The sequence below is a fragment of the Mesorhizobium sophorae genome (genome assembly GCF_002270415.1).
GTDB classification, from domain to species: domain Bacteria; phylum Pseudomonadota; class Alphaproteobacteria; order Rhizobiales; family Rhizobiaceae; genus Mesorhizobium; species Mesorhizobium sophorae.
This window is the reverse complement of the sequence record NZ_NNRI01000002.1, coordinates 38888-57956: the sequence shown is the minus strand read 5'-3', so window position 1 is coordinate 57956 and position 19069 is coordinate 38888. Positions and strand designations below refer to the sequence as shown.

The following is a 19069-nucleotide window of genomic DNA, read 5'->3' as shown; positions in this document are numbered from 1 at the left end:
ATCGATCAGACCTTGGCAAGCGCCTGTTCGAGGTCGGCAACGATGTCGTTGACGTCCTCGATGCCGATGGAAAGCCGCACAGTGTCCGGACCGGCTCCGGCCTTGACTTTCTGCTCGTCGGAAAGCTGGCGGTGCGTGGTCGATGCCGGGTGGATGACCAGCGACTTGGTGTCGCCGACATTGGCGAGGTGCGAAAACAGTTCCAGCGCCTCGACGAATTTGACGCCGGCGTCATAGCCGCCCTTGAGACCGAAGGTGAACACGGCGCCGGCGCCTTGCGGCGAGTACTTCTTCTGCAGCGCGTGGTTCTTGTCTGAGGGCAGGCCGGGATAATTCACCGAGGCGACCTTAGGGTGATTGGACAGCCAGGCGGCGACGGTCACGGCATTGTCGCAGTGGCGTTGCATGCGCAGCGGCAAGGTTTCCAGGCCGGTCAGGATCAGGAAGGCGTTGAACGGCGAAATCGCCGGGCCGAGATCGCGCAGGCCAAGCACGCGTGCGGCAATGGCGAAAGCGAAATTGCCGAACGTTTCGTGCAGGATAAGGCCGCCATATTCGGGGCGCGGTTCCGACAGCATCGGGTACTTGCCCGACTTGGACCAGTCGAAGGTGCCGCCGTCGACGATGGCGCCACCGATCGAATTGCCGTGACCGCCGATGAATTTGGTCAGCGAATGGACGACGATGTCGGCGCCGTGCTCGATCGGGCGGATCAGGTAGGGCGAGGCCAGCGTGTTGTCGACGATAAGCGGCAGGCCGTGCTTGCGGGCGATGTCGCCGATCTTCTCGATGTCGACAAAGGTGCCGCCCGGATTGGCGAGGCTCTCGATGAAGATCGCCTTGGTCCTGTCGTCGATCTGGCTCTCGAAGGTCGAGATGTCATTGGTGTCGGCCCAGCGCACCTCCCAGCCATAATTCTTGAAGGCGTGGCCGAACTGGTTGATCGAGCCGCCATAAAGCTTGTTGGCGGCGACGAAATTGTCGCCCGGCTGCATCAAATTGTGGAACACGATCACTTGCGCGGCATGGCCGGAGGCGACCGCAAGCGCCGCCGTGCCGCCCTCGAGGGCCGCGATGCGTTCTTCCAGCACTGCCTGCGTCGGGTTCATGATGCGGGTGTAGATGTTGCCGAAGGCCTTCAGCCCGAACAGCGAGGCGGCGTGATCGGCATCGTCGAAGACGAAGGAGGTCGTCTGGTAGATCGGCGTGGCCCGCGCGCCGGTCGCCGGGTCAGGCTTGGCGCCGGCATGGACGGCGAGCGTGTTGAAACCGGGCGTGCGGGTCATCGAAACCTCTCTTTTTGAAACTCTTGAAATGGCCGGGCATTCTTGGCGAAGCCCGGACGCGAATGCAAAGAAGAAAATGCCCTTCGGCGAACGATCTGCGGCCGGGACGCGAGAAAATACACGACCTTGCGGAATAATTTTTGCTTCCAAGGCGCGCCGCGTTTGAAGGACTTTATCCGACGCGCCTTAGAGGCTCCTTTTTGATGCATGTCGTTGTCTCAAAACCGCTGCGCACTTTTGGGCGACATGCATCATTTCTGGCGAACGCCGAAACTCTGGAACCCGGGGCGCATCAACGGCTTCTTCGACGACAGCACGCCGGAATTGACACCAGTCCAACCGATCTCGCCGGACAGCTTGCCATATTCGATCTTGGGGCAGCGGTTCATCACCACCTTGATGCCGGCAGCCTCGGCGCGCGCGGCTGTCTCGTCATGGCGTACGCCAAGCTGCATCCAGAGGACTTTCGGCAAGGGATCGAGCCGCAACACCTCATCGACAATGCCCGGCACTGCCGACGCCGCGCGAAAGATGTCGACCATGTCGATCGGTTCGGGAACATCAGCCAGCCTAGCATAGGTCATCCGGCCGAGGATTTGCTTGCCGGCCTGGCCAGGGTTGATCGGAAACACCGAAAAGCCCTTGGCCAGCAGATATTTCAGCACGAAATAGCTTGGGCGCACGTCATTGGCGGACGCGCCAACCATGGCGATGGTCTTCACCGAATTGAGGATGCCGGCGATGTAGGTGTTGTCGTAACTATCGTGGTTCATGCGGCTTCCTGCGGTAGTGATAGCGGTAAAGTTCACGGCTGAACCCAAGCGAAGCATAGAGCGCACGGCCTGGCGCATTGTCGGCCACCACTTGCAGGCATGCCGCGTCAGCACCCGCCCGTCGTGCCCAGTCGATTAGACCGCCGACCGTCTTGCGGCCCAGGCCTTGCTGCCTGAAGCGGCCGTCGGTTTCAACCGATTCCACCACAAGCAGCCCGTTTCGGATGACGCCATAGGCCAGGGCGGCAATTTCGCTGTCGCGTTCGCAGGATACGAACGCCCGGTCGCCGGCGATCAGCCCCGCCATCTCGCGAAAGACGCGGCGATCAATGTCGTCGTAGGCGCCTATGCGAAACCGCGCTGCGAGCCAGTCTTCGGCGGGCACCGGCGATACAGTGACGCGCCCGTCGCGGATCTCCGCCAGGTCGTCGATACCGGCATAAAGGTGGATGGTTCCGCCTTCGAGCTGATAACCGCGATGGTCGAGTGCGCCTTCAAGTTCATCGGCGATATCAGGCACCCGAAACAGCGGCGTCTGGTCGTGGCCGACATAGAAGGACTCGGCAGCGTCGATCACCCTGTCGGGCGCGCCGCGCTTGCCACGCAAGGGATTGACCGAGTTTGCGCGCCGGGTCCGGCCACCGGAGCGCCTAAGAAGCCAGCCGTCGACGGCGGTTTCGGCCGCTGCCGGCCAGGCTTCGCGGCACGCCTGTTCGCTGCGCAAGTTGAGATCGTCGTCGGTCACGCATCATCCTCCGACAGCGCTTCCTGCACAAAAGCTTGCGGATCGGTGCAGATCGGCGTGGTGAATTCGAGTTCGAAATCGTGGTCGCGAAACAGCGGCAGGTTCCAGTCAAGCCGGATGCGTTTGAGATAGGGTGCCTTGAGCCGCGTCAGCTGCTTACGACAGGTCATCAGCCAGGCAGGGAAATGGTGCCGTCCTCCGCGATTGGAAAGGCCGGATTGTGCGCCACTTCCCAGACATGCCCATCGGCATCGGCGAAATAACCGTACCAGCCGCCCCAAAAGGCGCGGCCGCCCGGCTTGACGATACGGCCGCCGGCTTTTTCGGCCATGGCGAGCACCTCGTCGACTTCGGCATCGGAGCGTGTGTTGTAAGCAAGGTAGACGGCGGACGGCGCCCCAGTGAAGGCAACGCCCGAGTCCTCCTCTGCGCTGGCGCGCGGGAACAGGCCGAGAATGGCGCCGCCCATCTGGAAAAAGGCGACACCGTCGGTGATGCCGGCATGACGGGTCAGGCCCATCGCCTCGTAGAAGCGCACAGCGCGGTCGAGATCGTCCGTCGCGATGGTGATGATGGAGATGCGCGGTTCCACGACTACTCGTCCGTCCATTGCGGCTTGCGCTTGCCGATAAAGGCGCCGATGCCCTCCTCCGCGTCGCGCGCCAGCATGTTGTCGACCATGATCCGACCGGTGTAGGCATAGGCGTCGGCCAATCCCATCTCAGCCTGCGCGTAAAAGGCTTCCTTGCCGGTCTTGACCACCAAAGATGATTTGGAAGCAATGGTTTGCGCGTATTTGGTGACAATCTGATTCAGATATTCACGCGGCACGACGCGATTGACCAGGCCGAACTCCTTGGCGGTTGCCGCATCGATCGTCTCGCCGGTCAACAGCATCTCCATCGCATGCTTGCGCGAGACGTTGCGCGACAGTGCCACCATCGGCGTCGAGCAGAACAGGCCGATGTTGACGCCGGGGGTGCAGAAGGTCGCCTCATGCGACGCAATTGCCAGATCACAGCTGGCGACCAGTTGCAGCCCGGCGGCTGTGGCAAGGCCGTCGACCTCGGCGATCAGCGGCAAGGGATGACGCACGATCGCCTGCATCAGCGTGGCACAGGCCGCAAACGTCTCAGCGAAAAAGGCCTTGCCATGATCGGCATCGGCACGGCGCGCCGTCATTTCCTTGAGATCATGGCCGGCGCAGAACACCTTGCCGGCTGCCGAGAGAACGATGACGCGAACCGCCTTGTCGGCCTTGGCGCGCTCGAGTTCCGCGGTCAGCGCCGCCATCACCGCCAGCGAAAGAGCGTTGGCAGGCGGATTGGCAAGCGTGAGGCGCAGCACGCCCTTGTCCAGTTGTGCGACAACCGGACCTTCAACGGCGGCAGGCTTGATGGCAAGGATTTCAGCCATGGTCGTTTCTCCGCGATTCAGGATCGTGGGTTGGATGCTTCAATCTAGTACGCCATCGCGCCTCGTCCAACACCATCAAACAGATTGCTGGCACAAGCGACAAGGCTGCGCTGCATTTGTCCCGGTGGCTTAGGATTGTCATCAATGACGGCTGAAACGGTGTTGCCAGAAGGCCCGGCCGCGTTCAAACAGGCGCATACGAGGGAGACCGCCATGCCCGCCCAGAGCAATCTCAAGCCGGTGCTGACCGCGGCGGAAGTCAACGTGCTGATGGGAAGCGTCTATCCCCAGCTCAACGACCAGTACAAACATTACGAGGCGATCGACGTGTTTCCGGGCGGTTGCCTCGTGCGGCTCAATGCCGACGAGCGGCACCTGCGCCCTGGCGGAACGGTGTCGGGTCCGTCGCTGTTCACGCTCGCCGATATCGGCGGCTATGTCTGCGTGCTCTCTCATGCCGGGCCGGACGCGCTTTCCGTTACAGTCAACCTCGACATCAACTTCGTCCGCAAGGCCGAAGCCGGGCCGATCGATGGCCATTGCCGGATCCTGAAGCTGGGAAAGAGCCTGATGGTGTTCGACATCGACATCGTCGCCGGCCCGGACGGACACACCGTGGCGCATGCCACCGGCACGTATTCGATCCCGCCGAAGCGAATTGGTGATGTGGTAAAATAATACCTTTTGTCCAAGACGTTGGTTTTGCTTTACTTTTCCTGCTGTTCCCCTTTTCGTTAGCCTTGACGCGACGGCTGCCCTCGCCTATAAGCCCTCACGAAGCAGTGGCCCGCAAAGGCCGCCGTTTTGTTATTGGCGGCGGGCAAGCGCTTTTCGCCAATCCAAGCAACAAGAAACGCCTTCCCTGGTGAAGGTCCGAACCGAAAGCAGAAAACATGACAACCTTTTCGCAGAAGCCTGCGGATGTGGTGAAGAAGTGGATCCTGATCGACGCCGAGGGTCTCGTCGTCGGCCGTCTCGCCACTGTCATCGCCAATCATCTTCGCGGCAAGCACAAGCCGACCTTCACCCCGCATGTCGACGACGGCGACAACGTCATCGTCATCAATGCCGACAAGGTGGTGTTCACCGGCAAGAAGTTCACCGACAAGGTCTATTACTGGCACACCGGCCACCCCGGCGGCATCAAGGAGCGCACCGCGCGCCAGCTGCTCGAGGGTCGTTTCCCCGAGCGTGTCGTCGAGAAGGCCGTTGAGCGCATGGTCCCGCGTGGCCCGCTCGGCCGTCGGCAGATGAAGAACCTGCGCGTCTATGCAGGTGCAGAGCATCCGCATGTCGCCCAGCAGCCCGAAGTTCTCGACGTGGCCAAGCTGAATTCCAAGAACAAGAAGGTCGCATAAGATGGCTGAGCTTTCCTCGCTCGCAGAACTGGGCGCCGCCACCGGCAACACCAACGCGCAGGCCGCGGCACCCGTCCATGTCCAGAAGCTCGACAAGTCGGGCCGCGCCTACGCCACCGGCAAGCGCAAGAACGCCATCGCGCGTGTCTGGGTGAAGCCGGGTTCCGGCAAGATCATCGTCAACGACAAGGAATTCGCGACCTATTTCGCGCGTCCGGTCCTGCAGATGATCCTCAACCAGCCGATCATCGCCTCGAACCGTTCAGGCCAGTACGACATCGTCGCCACCGTCATCGGCGGCGGCCTCTCGGGCCAGGCCGGCGCGGTGCGCCACGGCATCTCCAAGGCGCTGACCTACTACGAGCCGGCGCTGCGCGCCGTGCTCAAGAAGGGCGGCTTCCTGACCCGCGACAGCCGCGTCGTCGAGCGCAAGAAGTACGGCAAGGCGAAGGCCCGCCGCAGCTTCCAGTTCTCGAAGCGCTAAGCGCTCCGCAGTTTTGCCAATCGAAAAGGCCGCCTTCGGGCGGCCTTTTTGTTTTGCGGCTCCGCCATCACCCCACCCGCGCCTTCGGCGCAACCTCCCCGTCAAGGAGAGGAGGTAGAAGAGCGCGGCACCCTACCTCCGCTCGATGGGGAGGTGGGCGCGTAGCGCCGGGCGGGGTGGACGGCGCCAACGCAATTCATGCCTGGCGCAGGTCTCAGGCTCTGCCGGCCTTGATATAGTCGATGAACGCCCGCAGCGGGGCCGGCACGAGGCGGCGGCCGGGATAATAGAGGAACGGGCCGGAGAAGCTCTGCCACCAGGGTTCGAGAATTGGTTCAAGCGCGCCGCTTTCGAAGTGAGGGCGAAGCCAGCCCTCGAACAGGCCGATGATGCCGGTGCCGGCGATGGCCGCATCGACGGCCAGATCGGTCGCCCCGCCGATCCGCACGATCAGCGGCCCGGTCGGATCGATGCGCACCACCTCGCCGTCGCGCTCGAACTCCCACGGCAGCATCGCGCCGCTGGCAAAGCGGCCGCGCACACAGGCATGGGCGAGCAGGTCGCCCGGATGTTGCGGCCGCCCATGGCGATCGAGATAGGCAGGGCTGGCGGCGGTGGCGAAACGCTGCACGCGCGGTCCGATCGGCACCGCGATCATGTCCTGTTCCAGCCGCTCGTCGTAGCGGATGCCGGCGTCGCAGCCGGCAGCCAGCACATCGACAAAATTCTCGTCGGCGATCACCTCCAGCCGGATGCCGGGAAAGGCGGCGAGGAAGCCTGGGACGATGTCGGGCAATATCAGCCGCGCGGCGCTGACCGGCACATTGAGACGCAACGAGCCCGCCGGCCTGTCGCGAAAGCCATTCACCACATCGAGGGCGGCCTCCACCTCCGACAGCGCCGGACCGAGCCTCTCCAGCAGGCTGAGACCGGCCTCGGTCGGGACAACGCTGCGCGTCGTGCGGTTGAACAGCCTGACACCGAGCCGCGCTTCCAGGCGACGCACCGCCTCGCTCAAGCCCGAGGCGCTGCCGCCACTGGCGCGCGCACCATCGCGAAAGCCCCCGGCGCGCGCCACCACCACGAAGGCGTTCAGGTCACTGAGATCCATCATTGTTCGCAATTCCGTACAGCCTGTGTGGATTGTACCTGATTATCACAAGATTGAGCAGCGCCTATCTTCGCCTCCTCAAGGGAGATCAATCATGTCCACTATCCAACAGGCCGGTACCTTCATCCTTGGCAGCCACACCGTGAAACGGCTTGGCTACGGGGCCATGCAGCTCGCCGGGCCCGGTGTGTTCGGGCCGCCCAAGGACCATGACGCGGCACTGGCAGTGCTGCGCGAGGCCGTTGCACAAGGCGTCGACCACATCGACACCAGCGACTTCTATGGCCCGCACGTCACCAACCGGCTGATCCGCGAGGCGCTGGCCCCCTACCCCAAGGATCTGGTCATCGTCACCAAGATCGGCGCGCGGCGCGGCGCGGATGGCTCGTGGCTGCCGGCCTTTTCCGCCGAAGCGCTAACCCGGGCGGTGCACGACAATCTGCGCAACCTCGGCCTCGAGGTGATCGACGTGGTCAATTTGCGCATCATGTTCGATACCCATGGTCCTGCCGAGGGGTCGATCGAAGCGCCGCTTACCGTGCTGGCCGAACTGCAACGCCAAGGCCTGGTCAGGCATATCGGACTGAGCAACGTGACATCGACCCAGATCAGGGAAGGACGCCGGATCGCCGAGATCGTCTGTGTGCAGAACCAGTACAATCTGGCGCATCGCAGCGACGACGCCCTGATCGACGACCTCGCCCGCGACGGCATCGCCTACGTGCCGTTCTTCCCACTCGGCGGCTTCAACCCGCTGCAGTCTTCGACGCTGTCCGATGTGGCGCAGCGCCTCGGCGCCACGCCGATGCAGGTCGCGCTCGCCTGGCTGCTTCGGCGCGCGCCCAACATCCTGCTGATCCCCGGCACATCATCGGTAGCGCATCTGCGGGAGAACCTCACTGCCGCCGAACTCAAGCTTTCGGATAATGTGCTCAGGGAATTGGATGGTATGGCGGCGGCGGCTTGACGGCGCAGCACTGCGCGCAGTTGCATAAGCAGAAGGCCGTCCTTCGGGCAGCCTTTTTTTGGGGGACGGCTGTCACCCCACCCGGCGCTGCGCGCCGACCTCCCCATCAAGGGAGGTAGGGCGCCCAGGTTTGCCATCGCTCTGCAAACATTCCGACGACCAACTGGCGACAGACTTTTGCCTTGCAGCCACTCGGCGCGCGCGGTTAGCAGCAACCTCTACCTCCCCTCGATGGGGAGGTCGGCGCGTAGCGCCGGGCGGGGTGACGGCGCTGGCATTCCCAGGCGGGGTGCGGCGCCAACGTTCCTAGTTGATGCTCGCCGTACTCGCCGGCTCAGCCGGCCGCGCCTCGTCGGCATAGGGCACGCGGTAGCCATTCGCCGCCAGCCAGTCGATTGCCGCCTTCGGCTCGTCGGTCTGGATGATGGTGGCGCCGCGATCGGCCCAGAAGCCATATGTCTCTCGCGGCAGGTTGGCCTGGACCGCCAGCTCGTCGCCGCGGCCACCCGCGAGGAAGCCGCCCGGCTTGTTGACGATGGCGTAGGTGTCGGCCCAGATGTGCCAGTTGCCACGCACCGCGGCCGCGCGCATGCGCGTGCTGAACAGCGGCCCGCCGGTCTCGGTCAGCGTCTCGGCGCCTGCCCGCCAGTTGATCAGCTCGGTCGCGCGCGGCGAAAAGGCGTGGTCGACCGTCTCGGCGAAAGCGGCATCGTGCACCGCGTCGTCAGCAATGATCGGCATGAACTGGAAGCCGCCGCCTATGGCATCCATGGCGGCCTTGACCGTGGCAATCCGGGTGGAGTTCCAAAGGTTTTCCTTGACGATGACCTGTTCGGCCATGCCGAGATCGCGAGCCACCGCAATCATGCCGGAGAGGTCGCCGACCTCGAGCTTGTTGTCGAGGTTGATGAGGATCTGGTCCCTGGTCGCCAGCAGCATCTCGCGCAGCGTCGAAACTGTCTCATTGGTGATGGCGCCGGTACCCTCAACCACCAATCGGCAGGTCTTCAGTTCGGCCAGCGTGTTTTTTGCCACCTCGCCCCTGCAGGTCGTGGTGCGGGCGAGCCAGCTGTCATGCATGACGACCAACTCACCGTCCTTCGAGCGCCTGATGTCGACCTCGACGATTTCGGCGCCCATGGCGATCGAACCTTTGACGGCCGCGATCGAATTTTCCGCATAGAGCGTCTTGCCGGCCTGCATGCTGCCGGCGCGATGCGCGGCGATCATGACGTGGTCGCGCCACTGGTTGGCATGCTCGAAGCGGTCGAGGATCTGCCTGGCGCGGGTTTCGCCGGCCAAGGCCTGGCCAGAGGCGGCCGCAAGTGCCGCGCAAAGCAGAAGGCTCTGCCAGATGGTCCGCATCGAGAATCGCTCCTTGCCGGATCGAAACCCGGATAGGCGATGCCCGTGACAGCCCGGTGAACGACGCCGGCTAGCTGATGTCTTGTTTGAGCATGATCCCTTTCCGAAAACCGGCTTCCACTTTCTTTCGGGATCATGCTCGCATCAGATGCGTTTCGACAGCCGGCGGAACCAGGCCATGGCCGGCATTTCGACGAAACGCCAGGTGATCCAGGAGGCGGCGATGGTGGCGACAAGCATAACGATGATCGCCACGGCCCCTGTCCAGCCGGCGCCGAAGCCGGTCGCCGGCTGGCCGCGCAGCACGATGTCGTCGATCAGGCCCAGGCCAAACCTGCGCTCGACGAGCCCGGCGATGTTGATCATGCGTGCCTGGACGAAGATGTGGACCATGTAGATCGAATAGGACAGTGCGCCGAGCGTCAGCATGAACGGCGTCCTCAGCAGAGCACTGATCCAGCCGCCTTCATGCGCGAAGAGGAACAGCGCCAGCGCGAACACCAGGGGTGCCGCGATGCCGAAATCATTGTCGCCCGACAGCGAGACAAAAAGCACGATGACGGCGACCATGACGATCTCGGCAAGGGTCCAGGCCATGCGCGGGCCGCCCCTGGCCAGGGCCTGTCGCGCCCCTGCAATGGAATCATGCTGAAACCAGGCAAGCAAGGCGCCGAGCGAGAAGCCGTACAGGCAGCGGATGAAGCCGAAATCGAAGGACACATCCATATGATGGGTCGAGAAGCCAAGCAGGAACAGCGGCGCGGTGACGGCAGCGCCGACGAACCATATCCAGGCGAGCTCGCCGGCGACGAAGACCACGCCCGCAAACAGCAGATAGGCGAAGAACTCCGCCGAAATGCTCCAGCTTGGCGCATTCCAGGTCAGGTGATCCTCGAAGCCGACGCCTTGCAGCAAGAGAAGATTGGCAAGCAGGCTCCTGAGGTCGAAACCTCCGGTGAAGGGAGCTGCCCCGGTGCCGTGCAGTTGCGGCAGCGCCAGCCGCAGCAGCTCGAAGCCGGCGAAAGCGGCCAGCATGAGCAAATGCAGCGGGTAGATGCGGCCAAAGCGGATCAGGGCGAAGCGAGCCACCTCTTCCGGCTGGCTGAGCCGGTTGCCGTAGCTGCTGGCGATGACGAAACCGGAAAGAACGAAGAAGAAGTCGACGAAGAGGTAGGACGAACCGATGAAGGCGCTTTGCGAAATCGTCGAACCGGTCGGGAAGTGAAACAGCGCCACCATCAGCGCGCAGATGCCGCGCCACGAATCGAGAACCAGGAAGCGTTCGCCGGCAATCGTGCCGCTGTGGGTCGACACCACGGCGCGGGGAGGATTAAGAAACGCGGTCTGCGTCATGATGATACAAATCCTGTTTTGCCATGGCACTTGAGGGGCGCCATTTCGTCTCCCCAAGCTGTGACTGGCATCTTCCGTGCCGGTTCTGTAGTTGTTGCACCCCGATGAAAAACAAGGACCCGTAATGGCGACCAACAACATCGACCATGCCTTCACCGCCCGCTCCAAAACGGGTGCTGCCCTCGAGCCGACCTATTCCGGCGCGCTGTCCTTCATGCGGCGCAAATACACGAAGGACGTGAAGGGCGCGGACGCGGTGATATGGGGCATTCCCTTCGACGCCGCCGTCACCAACCGGCCCGGCGCCCGCTTCGGGCCGCAGGCGATCCGCCGCGCCTCGGCGATCCTCGACAACGACCCGCAATACCCGTTTTCACGCGATCTGTTCGAGCATCTCGCGGTGGTCGATTATGGCGATTGCCTGCTCGATTCGGGCAACCACCAGAAGACGCCCGGCACGATCGAGCGCGAAGCGGCGAAGATCCTCAAATCCGGCGCCTTCCTGTTGTCGCTCGGCGGCGACCATTTCGTCACCTGGCCGTTGCTCAAGGCGCATGCCGCCATCCACGGCCCGCTCGCCCTGGTGCAGTTCGATGCCCATCAGGACACCTGGCCGGACGACGGCAAGCGCATCGACCACGGCTCCTTTGTCGGCCGTGCCGTCAATGAAGGTATCATCGATCCGGACCGCTCGATCCAGATCGGCATCCGCACCCACGCGCCCGACACGTTCGGCATCAAGATCCTCTACGGTCACGAAATCGAGGAGATGCGCGCGTCCGATATCGCCTATGCCATCGTCGACCGCACCGGCGGCAAGAAGACCTATCTCACCTTCGACATCGACTGCCTCGACCCGGCCTATGCGCCCGGTACCGGCACGCCGGTTGCCGGCGGGCCGTCCTCGGCAAAAATCCTGTCGACGCTGCGCCAGCTCAACCAGATCGATATTGTCGGCGCCGATGTCGTCGAGGTTGCGCCGGCCTATGATCACGCCGATATAACGGCGATCGCCGGCTCGATGGTGGCCATGCAGTATCTCGGCCTGCTGGCCGAACGAAAGGCCCGGCTGGAAGAGCTGAACAACAACGGCAACCACAACGGTGCCGCGGTGAATCACGGTCAGGGCATATAGTCTTGAGATATCAGGGAATTTGATCAGGCAAATGAAACCGAAAATCTTCATCGACGGCGAGCACGGCACCACCGGCCTGCAGATCAGGGCGCTGCTTGCCGAGCGCGGTGACCTGGAAATCATCTCCGTTCCTGCCGAGCGCCGCAAGGAAACGGCGGCGCGCGCCGAGTTCCTCAATGCCGCCGATGTCGCCATCCTGTGCCTCCCCGATGACGCGGCGAAGGAAAGCGTCTCGCTGATCGCCAACGACACCACCAAGGTCATCGACGCCTCGACCGCGCATCGCGTCGCCGAAGGCTGGGCTTATGGTTTCGCCGAGATGGACAAGGAACAGGCAAAGACGATCGCCTCGGCAAAACGCGTCGCCAACCCCGGCTGCTGGCCGCAGGGACCGATCGCGACGCTGCGGCCGCTGGTCACCGCCGGCCTGCTGCCGGCGGACTTCCCGATCACGGTCAATGGCATTTCCGGCTATTCGGGCGGCGGACGGCCGATGATCGAGGACTATGTCGCCAAGGGCGAGAACGCCTCGGAGTTCCTGCCCTATGGCCTCACCTTGCAGCACAAGCACGTGCCTGAACTCAGGGCCTATGCCAGGCTGTCGCATGATCCGATCATGCAGCCGGCGGTGGGCAATTTCGCACAAGGCATGATTACGGTGGTGCCCCTGCAACTCGGTGGTCTCGACCATGTGCCGACGGGTGCGGAGCTTCATGCGGCGATTGCCGACCATTTCGCCGCCATCGAGGGCGGTGTGGTCGAGGTGGCGCCCTATGCGCATCTGGAGCGCATGCCGGAGATCGATCCGGAGATCTACAACGGCACCAACCGGATGAAGGTCTACGTCTTCGCCAACGACAAACGGGCACAGGCTCTGCTGCTGGCGGTCTATGACAATCTCGGCAAGGGGGCCTCGGGTGCCGCCGTGCAGAACATGGACTTGATGCTCGGCCTCTGATGGACGCACCTGTCTTTCCGACGCGCTGGAAGGTCAGCGCGCCCGAACTTATTGCCGAAACCTTTTCGAGCCGCATCTGGAAGGTGCGGCACGAGGATGGTTCGCCGGCGATCGTCAAGGCGCTCAAGCCTTTCGACGACGTCGCGGACGAATTGCGCGGCGAGCATTATCTCGCCTGGCGGCGCGGCGACGGCGCGGTCCGCCTGCTTGGCCGCCACGGCCACAGCATGCTGCTCGAATATGCCGGTGAAACCCTGCTGCAGCAGGTTCTCGACAAAGAGGGCGACAACGCCGCCACTGAAATCGCGGCCGAAGTGATGGCGAAACTGTTTTCGCCTGGGAAAGACCCCTTCCCGCCCGAGTTGCAGCCGCTCAGGGAGCGGTTTGCCAGCCTGTTCAGGAAAGCCGCGAGCGACCGCAACGCCGGCCATGACAGTCTCTATGTCGAGGCCGCGGCAATCGCCGATCGGTTGCTGGCCGATCCGCACGATATCATGCCTCTGCATGGCGACCTGCATCACGACAACATCCTGCACGGGTCGCGCGGCTGGTTGGCGATCGACCCGAAGGGTGTGCTTGGCGATCCCGGCTTCGACGCCGCGAACATGTTCTACAACCCGCTCGACCGGGACGATCTTTGCCTCGATCCGGAGCGGATCGCGGATACGTCTTCGTGATGCCAGGATGCCGACAGGCAACCATAGGCGATGGCATGATCAAGAATGGCGCGCGGAGCCTGGCCCAGCGTTTTGGCGAAGACCTCGGCCAGACAACGCGGTCGAGGAGAACCGCGAATTGTCGATCGCCGAGGCGATCCGGGCGGTGCGGCCAAGCTTCTGATCCAGCCGGTCAAACGGCGACGGTAAGGGCTTGTTCACCATGATGGGCTACTCACATTGCGTGGCTCCATCAGGGAATTGTCATGGTCAGCGCGATTTCGGGTTCCTCCCAGGCAACCCAGTATGCTTCGTCCAGTTCATCGAGCAATGCAGCCCAGGAAGCCGCGCTCGAAAAGCAGATCCAGGATCTGGAAGACCAGGCCAAGGCGATCAAGGACCAGGTCCAGGCCGCCCAGGTGCAGCAGGATATCGCTGTCGCCCAGGCCAAACTTGATGCGCTCAGGGCCGCCGACGCCGACAAGGCGGCCAAGGCCGCTCAGAGCCAGTCAACGCCATCCGGCGCCGCCTTGCGCCAGGCGGAATTCGACGGCGAGAAGACGACAGCGTCAAACGAATTCTGGATGTGACCGGCCGATCGGCTCGGGATCAGCTCCTGAGCGCGATTTCGTGCGGCAAGGGATAGGCACCCTTGGTGCCGCGCCAATGCGCGGCGGCAAAGCCCAGCACGATGAGCGCAAACCCCTGATGGGTCAGTGCCATATGCAGCGGCACATGCATCAGCAGCGTGCCGATGCCGATCGAAGCCTGCACCAAAACCAGCGCAAACAGCAGCGTGGCGCGGCGGGCGTGCGTTGTTCCAGGGAGGCGCCGACGCGTGGCGATCATGTGCCAGAAGGCCACGACGAACACCGTATAGGCGCCGAGCCGGTGGACGAACTGCACCGTCTTGGGGCTTTCGAAGAAATTGCGCCACGCCGGCTCCAGGATCAGCAAATCACCCGGGATGAGCTTGCCGTCCATCAACGGCCAGGTGTTGTAGCTCAGGCCTGCGTCGAGCCCGGCGACCAGGCCGCCGAGATAGATCTGGATCAACGCCAGAAACACGATGAAACCGGCCAGCCTCTGCGTCGAGCGGTCGGCGGCGGGTTCGGAATGCGGCGCCAGCCCACGCGCAACGACCATGGTGGCGGTGAAGATCAGCGCCGCCAGCGTCAGATGGGTTGCCAGCCGGTACTGGCTGACCGAAACCCGGTCGACCAGCCCTGAGGCCACCATCCACCAGCCGATGGCGCCCTGCAGGCCGCCGAGCAAAAGGATGCCCACCAATTTTGGCCCCAGGCCGCGCTCGATGCGGCGCGTCGCCCAGAAGAACAACAGCGGCAAGGCAAACACCAGGCCGACGCTGCGCGCCAGGATGCGGTGCGCCCATTCCCACCAGAAGATCGACTTGAACGCCTCGATGCTCATGCCCTTGTTGAGCTCGGCATATTGCGGGATCTGCTGGTAGAGCTGGAATTCCTCCTGCCACTCGGCGTCGTTGAGCGGCGGTATCACGCCATGGATCGGCTTCCACTCCGTGATCGACAGGCCGGCACCGGTGAGCCTGGTGGCGCCGCCGACCAGCACCAGCGCAAACAGCACCAGCACCACGACATAGAGCCAGCCGCGCAGCAGCGCCCGATTATACAGGTCGCGGTCGCGGGCCACGAAGGGCGCGGCAGCTGATATGGCAGCCATGGTCTTGTCCCGGCAGATTGGTTTGGCGGATTGGTGGACCATCGCACCCTTGCTGGCAAGACCAGACGGCGCGGCACGCCGTCGCGCCGCGTCTCACCGGTTGCACAGGGTCGCGTCAAGGCCTATGCGAAGCGATGAGCTTGCCGGACCTGCGAGGTCCCGGCGGCCTAGACCAGGAGGCCAACATGCCCGTGCGCCTGAAAAAGCTGATCGGAGCGTTCCTGCTGGTGGCGCTGGTCATCGTCTACGCGCTGGTCGCATCGATCTTCGCGGTCGCCCGGCTCTCGGAGTCGAGCCCGTGGGTGCATTTCCTGTTCTTCCTGCTCAGCGGCCTGCTGTGGGTGCTGCCGGCGATGGGCATCATCAAGTGGCTGATGCTGGAGCCGAAGGCGAAGCGCTGAACCGGAACCCGGCCCCGGCGCAGTCAGATCGTGACGAGCATCTTGCCGGCGTTGGCGAGCGGCGTGGTCACGCCCGACAGCATGGTGCGGATATGAGCGAGGCTCTGGTAGCGGCCGTTGACTGAAATGCGCGGCAAGGCATGCAGGAACCCGGCATGTTCGGCGCGCAGCACGCCATGGCGCGTGGTCACGGCAGAGGCATAGCCGGCGTCACGGGCAAAGCCCACTTCGCGGCAACCCACTGCCCTGGCATAGCCATAGGGATAGGCGAAATGGCTGGGCCTTTCGCCCAGTTCGGCCTGCAGCATGTCACCCACGGCGCCGATCTCGTGCCGCGCATCGGTTTCGGAAAGCCGCTTCAGATTGCTGTGGTTGATGGTATGGGCGCCAATGGCCACCAGCGGATGCGCGGCGATGCTGCGGATTTCGTCCCAGTTCATCAGTGTCCGCAGGCGCGGGCCGTCGGCGTCGACGCCATTCGAGCGAGCCAGGTCACGCAGCACGGCTTGCAGGTCCTCCTCGCGGACTTCGGAGGTGAGATAGACATGAAGGCGTATGTTGGCCTGTAACTTCTTCGCCGGGGTCGAGCAGTCGATCACCAGCGGGCCATTCGGCCGCGTCAGGGTGAGGCTGTCGCGCACGTTGACGATGTCCTCAACCACATCCCACCACAAATCGGCGGTGCCGTTGATCAGCCCGGGCGCGACATAGATGGTCATCGGCGCGCCGTGCTTCTCCAGCACCGGCAGCGCCTCCGTCATGTTGTCGCGATAGGCGTCATCGGCGGTGATGGTTGCGAACTCGCCACCCTTGCCGCCCGCCTTGATGCGCTCGACCGCTTCGTCCATCGAAACAAAGGCATAGTCGCTCGCCTTCATGTCGGCGATCACAGCATCGAGGAAGCCAGGCGCGATGTTAAGATGACGGTTGACGCTGTCGGGCTTTTCGGGCGTCGCGGTCACGCGGTGCAGCATAAGTATGGCGCCAATGCCGCCGATGAACGGCTTGGCCAGCGGTGCAAGACCGGAATAACGGGCGACGTTCAGCGCCAGTTTCCGGATTGCCTCGCCCCCGTCGATCATTCATTCACCTTTTGCGCCTAGGCTAAACCAAGCACGGAATGCGCCTATGCGGCTCCCCAAATCGCCATCAGTACGCCCTAAGGATTGAGGTATGGTTGACGCAACAGCGTCATTTGACGGCAATCGGCTCGCTGCAACCGAGGCGTCGCCGCGAGCCTTGCCGGGAGACCAGGCCGGCCTGTCGATTTCCGTGACATCCGCGGAAGGGCTCGCGGCCTATGCCGGGTTCTGCCGCTCGGCCCTGTTTGCGCCGGCGCAGAGTGCCGGCTGGATACTGAACTGGGCCGAGCAGGTCGGACCGGATCTGCTCATAGCGACGCTCAGCGCCGAAGGCCGGCCGGTTTTTTCGCTGGCCCTTGAGGTCACCGCGAAAGGTCCGTACCGCGTCGCCCGCTTCATGGGCGACCGCCACGCCAACGGCAACTTTGTCGCCGCCGATCCGCAATGGCTGGCCAGGGCGGATATCCCGGCCATTCGATCGCTGTTGGCGACCATCGCCAAGGCACGCCCGGACATCGATCTCGTCGCGCTCGAGCGGTTGCTGCCCGATCTCGACGGTGTCACCAATCCACTCGCCTTGCTTGACCATTTTGCCAGCCCAAACTTGTCGCTGGCCGTCGATCTCGGCGGTGGCTTCGATGCGCTGCTGTTGCGCGCCAGCGGCAAGCGCAAGCGCAAGAAGCACCGCTCGCAGATGCGCAAGTTCGAAGCCGTCGGCGCCCACCGGCGCATCAAGGCGCGCACGGCGGACGAGGTGGACAGGCTGCTCGATGCCTTTTTCGAGATGAAGGAATTCCGCTTCCGCAAGATGGGCATCTCCAACGTCTTTGGCGACGAGCAGGTGCGCGCCTTCTTCCGATCGCTGTTCACGAACGCGCTTGCCGAGGACAAGCCCTCCTTCCTGCTGCACGGGCTCGAGGTGGCCGGCAAGCTCCGCGCCGTCACCGGATCAAGCCGCTCGGGTAAGCGCCTGATCTGCGAGTTCGGAGCGATCGCCGAGGACGATCTCGGCAACACCAGTCCCGGCGACTTCCTGTTCTTCGACAACATCCAGGAAGCCTGCGAGACCGGTTTTGCCGTCTATGACTTCTCTGTCGGCGACGAGCCCTACAAGCGGCTATGGTGCGATATCGAAACCCAGCATTTCGAGGTGCTGGTTCCCTTGACGCTGAAGGGCCGCGCGCTGGCGGTGACGCTCCGGCAAGGCGCAAGGTTCAAAGCCTTCATCAAGAACAGCCCGACGATCTGGAAGCTGACCAAGATGCTGCGCCGCAAGACTGCCGGACAAGCAGCGCCCACGACCGGCGAGAATGAGAGCTAGTTTCGGAAATTCCGGGCTTCTCTAAGGGCAGGTTTGACTCAGAGATCGAGATCGGCCTCGATGTCGTCAAAGCCTTAAGTTGTCGCCACGGAGTGAGGACGATGATGCCGACCATCCGCACGCTGTCGCTGCATGAGTTGGCGGTTCTCGTCGACTGGGCGGCGGCGGAAGGATGGAACCCTGGTCTTGAAGACGCGGCGATGTTCCAGGCTGCGGATCCCGCGGGCTTTATCGGCGCCTTTGCCGGCGACGAAATGGTCGCGGCAATCTCGGCAGTGGCCTATGGAAGCGGATTCGGCTTCATCGGCCTCTACATCTGCCGGCCGGACAAGCGCGGCAAAGGCTACGGCAAGGCGGTGTGGGACGCCGGCATGGACAGGCTTGCCGGCAGGACCGTCGGCCTCGATGGTGTCGCCGAGCAGCGCGCCAATTACAGGCGCAAGGGCTTCGAACCCGCCTACGAGACCATCCGCTATAGCGGCCGCGCGGCAGGTTCGACGGTCAAGGCCGATGGGTTGCACACGGTGACGGCCAAGCTCGTGCCCGACATCATCGCTTATGACGCATATTGTTTTCCGGCACCCCGGCGAGCCTTCCTGCAGCGATGGCTGCAGGCGCCGCATCATGCGTTGGCGGCGGTCAGCCCGCGCGGCACCACCGGCTATGCCGTGGCTCGACCGTGCCGCTCGGACTTCAAGATCGGCCCGCTGTTTGCCGACAGCAACGACACGGCGCTGCAGCTGCTGGACGGACTGGCGGGGGCCTGCGAGGGCGCTGACCTGCACATCGACGTTCCCGCCGAAAAGGCCGGCTTCATTGCGGCGCTGGAGGCTGCCGGCTTTGCGCCGACCTTCAAGACCACCCGCATGTACAAGGGCCCTGCCCCGGCGCTCGGCCTGCAGCGCCTGTTCGGCGTGACGACCCTGGAATTGGGATAGATCAGGCGGAGCGTCCGCC

At 63.6% G+C, this 19069-nt stretch carries 20 protein-coding genes and 2 pseudogenes; 11 read left to right on the top strand and 11 right to left on the bottom strand.

What is annotated here, in order from left to right:
* Nucleotides 1-5: 5 nt before the first annotated feature.
* The 6 genes and pseudogenes from CGZ66_RS02540 to CGZ66_RS02515 all read right to left on the bottom strand — a co-directional run bounded on the left by CGZ66_RS02540 (nucleotide 6) and on the right by CGZ66_RS02515 (nucleotide 4220).
* A complete protein-coding gene (locus CGZ66_RS02540) occupies nucleotides 6-1286 on the bottom strand; it encodes an O-acetylhomoserine aminocarboxypropyltransferase (RefSeq protein ID WP_095081250.1) in 1281 nt (426 codons plus the stop codon).
* A gap of 251 nt (nucleotides 1287-1537) precedes the next feature.
* A complete protein-coding gene (locus tag CGZ66_RS02535; RefSeq protein ID WP_095081248.1) occupies nucleotides 1538-2059 on the bottom strand; it encodes a CoA-binding protein in 522 nt (173 codons plus the stop codon).
* Nucleotides 2046-2804, bottom strand: coding sequence for a GNAT family N-acetyltransferase (locus CGZ66_RS02530; protein WP_095081247.1), 759 nt, complete (start codon nucleotides 2802-2804; stop codon nucleotides 2046-2048). The genes CGZ66_RS02535 and CGZ66_RS02530 overlap by 14 nt, the downstream gene beginning before the upstream one ends.
* A 50-nt stretch (nucleotides 2805-2854) precedes the next feature.
* Nucleotides 2855-2974: pseudogene (locus CGZ66_RS02525) on the bottom strand (AAA family ATPase); the annotation flags it as partial.
* Complete coding sequence (locus tag CGZ66_RS02520) at nucleotides 2974-3396, bottom strand: VOC family protein (RefSeq protein WP_095081246.1); 423 nt, start codon at nucleotides 3394-3396, stop codon at nucleotides 2974-2976. The gene CGZ66_RS02520 and the pseudogene CGZ66_RS02525, both read right to left, overlap by 1 nt.
* Before the next feature lie 2 nt (nucleotides 3397-3398).
* Complete coding sequence (locus tag CGZ66_RS02515) at nucleotides 3399-4220, bottom strand: enoyl-CoA hydratase (protein WP_095081244.1); 822 nt, start codon at nucleotides 4218-4220, stop codon at nucleotides 3399-3401.
* A gap of 213 nt (nucleotides 4221-4433) precedes the next feature.
* Between CGZ66_RS02515 and CGZ66_RS02510 the strand changes: the two genes are divergently transcribed.
* The 3 genes from CGZ66_RS02510 to rpsI all read left to right on the top strand — a co-directional run bounded on the left by CGZ66_RS02510 (nucleotide 4434) and on the right by rpsI (nucleotide 6062).
* Nucleotides 4434-4898 carry a PaaI family thioesterase gene (locus CGZ66_RS02510; protein ID WP_095081320.1) on the top strand — a complete coding sequence of 155 codons (465 nt, stop codon included), beginning with the start codon at nucleotides 4434-4436 and terminating at the stop codon, nucleotides 4896-4898.
* Nucleotides 4899-5113: 215 nt separating this feature from the next.
* The gene (rplM, locus tag CGZ66_RS02505; protein WP_010915638.1) at nucleotides 5114-5578 is read left to right on the top strand and encodes a 50S ribosomal protein L13; all 465 of its coding nucleotides are present in this window, start codon (nucleotides 5114-5116) and stop codon (nucleotides 5576-5578) included.
* Between the two features lies 1 nt (nucleotide 5579).
* Nucleotides 5580-6062 (top strand): 30S ribosomal protein S9, encoded by a 483-nt coding sequence (gene rpsI, locus CGZ66_RS02500; protein WP_095081242.1) that lies wholly within the window; start codon nucleotides 5580-5582, stop codon nucleotides 6060-6062.
* Between the two features lie 214 nt (nucleotides 6063-6276).
* Here rpsI and CGZ66_RS02495 read toward each other — a convergent pair whose 3' ends face one another.
* Nucleotides 6277-7176: a LysR family transcriptional regulator gene (locus CGZ66_RS02495; RefSeq protein ID WP_095081240.1), complete on the bottom strand. Its 900-nt coding sequence runs from the start codon at nucleotides 7174-7176 to the stop codon at nucleotides 6277-6279.
* Nucleotides 7177-7267: 91 nt separating this feature from the next.
* Here CGZ66_RS02495 and CGZ66_RS02490 point away from each other — a divergent pair, with 91 nt between their 5' ends.
* On the top strand, nucleotides 7268-8140 hold the full coding sequence (locus CGZ66_RS02490) for an aldo/keto reductase family oxidoreductase (protein ID WP_095081238.1): 873 nt from the start codon (nucleotides 7268-7270) through the stop codon (nucleotides 8138-8140).
* 306 nt (nucleotides 8141-8446) lie between these two features.
* Here the strand turns inward: CGZ66_RS02490 and CGZ66_RS02485 are convergent, their stop codons facing one another.
* Both CGZ66_RS02485 and CGZ66_RS02480 read right to left on the bottom strand, forming a co-directional pair.
* On the bottom strand, nucleotides 8447-9505 hold the full coding sequence (locus tag CGZ66_RS02485) for a glycerophosphodiester phosphodiesterase family protein (RefSeq protein WP_095081236.1): 1059 nt from the start codon (nucleotides 9503-9505) through the stop codon (nucleotides 8447-8449).
* A gap of 144 nt (nucleotides 9506-9649) precedes the next feature.
* A complete protein-coding gene (locus CGZ66_RS02480; RefSeq protein WP_095081234.1) occupies nucleotides 9650-10858 on the bottom strand; it encodes an acyltransferase family protein in 1209 nt (402 codons plus the stop codon).
* Nucleotides 10859-10982: 124 nt separating this feature from the next.
* On the opposite strand from CGZ66_RS02480, the gene speB reads away from it, so the two are divergent.
* The 4 genes and pseudogenes from speB (at nucleotide 10983) to CGZ66_RS02455 (ending at nucleotide 14197) form a co-directional block, all read left to right on the top strand.
* The gene (speB, locus tag CGZ66_RS02475; protein ID WP_095081232.1) at nucleotides 10983-11993 is read left to right on the top strand and encodes an agmatinase; all 1011 of its coding nucleotides are present in this window, start codon (nucleotides 10983-10985) and stop codon (nucleotides 11991-11993) included.
* Nucleotides 11994-12024: 31 nt separating this feature from the next.
* Nucleotides 12025-12951, top strand: a complete 927-nt coding sequence (argC, locus tag CGZ66_RS02470; RefSeq protein ID WP_095081229.1) for an N-acetyl-gamma-glutamyl-phosphate reductase — start codon at nucleotides 12025-12027, stop codon at nucleotides 12949-12951.
* A pseudogene (locus tag CGZ66_RS02465) lies at nucleotides 12948-13791 on the top strand (aminoglycoside phosphotransferase family protein). Before argC ends, CGZ66_RS02465 begins: the two are co-directional and overlap by 4 nt.
* Nucleotides 13792-13873: 82 nt before the next feature.
* Complete coding sequence (locus CGZ66_RS02455) at nucleotides 13874-14197, top strand: hypothetical protein (protein ID WP_095081224.1); 324 nt, start codon at nucleotides 13874-13876, stop codon at nucleotides 14195-14197.
* Between the two features lie 19 nt (nucleotides 14198-14216).
* Here CGZ66_RS02455 and CGZ66_RS02450 read toward each other — a convergent pair whose 3' ends face one another.
* Nucleotides 14217-15308 carry a COX15/CtaA family protein gene (locus tag CGZ66_RS02450; protein WP_095081318.1) on the bottom strand — a complete coding sequence of 364 codons (1092 nt, stop codon included), beginning with the start codon at nucleotides 15306-15308 and terminating at the stop codon, nucleotides 14217-14219.
* A gap of 185 nt (nucleotides 15309-15493) precedes the next feature.
* Between CGZ66_RS02450 and CGZ66_RS02445 the strand changes: the two genes are divergently transcribed.
* Complete coding sequence (locus CGZ66_RS02445; protein WP_095081317.1) at nucleotides 15494-15709, top strand: DUF2842 domain-containing protein; 216 nt, start codon at nucleotides 15494-15496, stop codon at nucleotides 15707-15709.
* A 23-nt stretch (nucleotides 15710-15732) separates the two neighbouring features.
* On the opposite strand, the gene CGZ66_RS02440 is transcribed toward CGZ66_RS02445, so the two are convergent.
* Nucleotides 15733-16791, bottom strand: coding sequence for a polysaccharide deacetylase family protein (locus tag CGZ66_RS02440; protein ID WP_095081222.1), 1059 nt, complete (start codon nucleotides 16789-16791; stop codon nucleotides 15733-15735).
* A 91-nt stretch (nucleotides 16792-16882) separates the two neighbouring features.
* Between CGZ66_RS02440 and CGZ66_RS02435 the strand changes: the two genes are divergently transcribed.
* Nucleotides 16883-18112, top strand: a complete 1230-nt coding sequence (locus CGZ66_RS02435; RefSeq protein WP_095081220.1) for a GNAT family N-acetyltransferase — start codon at nucleotides 16883-16885, stop codon at nucleotides 18110-18112.
* A gap of 101 nt (nucleotides 18113-18213) precedes the next feature.
* On the top strand, nucleotides 18214-19050 hold the full coding sequence (locus CGZ66_RS02430; protein WP_095081219.1) for a GNAT family N-acetyltransferase: 837 nt from the start codon (nucleotides 18214-18216) through the stop codon (nucleotides 19048-19050).
* Nucleotides 19051-19069 lie beyond the last annotated feature (19 nt).

Coding starts and splice junctions, on each gene's coding strand:
- CGZ66_RS02540 (WP_095081250.1), bottom strand. CDS start 1,286: ATGACCCGCACGCCCGGTTTCAACACGCTCGCCGTCCATGCCGGCGCC.
- CGZ66_RS02535 (WP_095081248.1), bottom strand. CDS start 2,059: ATGAACCACGATAGTTACGACAACACCTACATCGCCGGCATCCTCAAT.
- CGZ66_RS02515 (WP_095081244.1), bottom strand. CDS start 4,220: ATGGCTGAAATCCTTGCCATCAAGCCTGCCGCCGTTGAAGGTCCGGTT.
- CGZ66_RS02510 (WP_095081320.1), top strand. CDS start 4,434: ATGCCCGCCCAGAGCAATCTCAAGCCGGTGCTGACCGCGGCGGAAGTC.
- rplM (WP_010915638.1), top strand. CDS start 5,114: ATGACAACCTTTTCGCAGAAGCCTGCGGATGTGGTGAAGAAGTGGATC.
- rpsI (WP_095081242.1), top strand. CDS start 5,580: ATGGCTGAGCTTTCCTCGCTCGCAGAACTGGGCGCCGCCACCGGCAAC.
- CGZ66_RS02495 (WP_095081240.1), bottom strand. CDS start 7,176: ATGATGGATCTCAGTGACCTGAACGCCTTCGTGGTGGTGGCGCGCGCC.
- CGZ66_RS02490 (WP_095081238.1), top strand. CDS start 7,268: ATGTCCACTATCCAACAGGCCGGTACCTTCATCCTTGGCAGCCACACC.
- CGZ66_RS02485 (WP_095081236.1), bottom strand. CDS start 9,505: ATGCGGACCATCTGGCAGAGCCTTCTGCTTTGCGCGGCACTTGCGGCC.
- CGZ66_RS02480 (WP_095081234.1), bottom strand. CDS start 10,858: ATGACGCAGACCGCGTTTCTTAATCCTCCCCGCGCCGTGGTGTCGACC.
- speB (WP_095081232.1), top strand. CDS start 10,983: ATGGCGACCAACAACATCGACCATGCCTTCACCGCCCGCTCCAAAACG.
- argC (WP_095081229.1), top strand. CDS start 12,025: ATGAAACCGAAAATCTTCATCGACGGCGAGCACGGCACCACCGGCCTG.
- CGZ66_RS02455 (WP_095081224.1), top strand. CDS start 13,874: ATGGTCAGCGCGATTTCGGGTTCCTCCCAGGCAACCCAGTATGCTTCG.
- CGZ66_RS02450 (WP_095081318.1), bottom strand. CDS start 15,308: ATGGCTGCCATATCAGCTGCCGCGCCCTTCGTGGCCCGCGACCGCGAC.
- CGZ66_RS02445 (WP_095081317.1), top strand. CDS start 15,494: ATGCCCGTGCGCCTGAAAAAGCTGATCGGAGCGTTCCTGCTGGTGGCG.
- CGZ66_RS02440 (WP_095081222.1), bottom strand. CDS start 16,791: ATGATCGACGGGGGCGAGGCAATCCGGAAACTGGCGCTGAACGTCGCC.
- CGZ66_RS02435 (WP_095081220.1), top strand. CDS start 16,883: ATGGTTGACGCAACAGCGTCATTTGACGGCAATCGGCTCGCTGCAACC.
- CGZ66_RS02430 (WP_095081219.1), top strand. CDS start 18,214: ATGATGCCGACCATCCGCACGCTGTCGCTGCATGAGTTGGCGGTTCTC.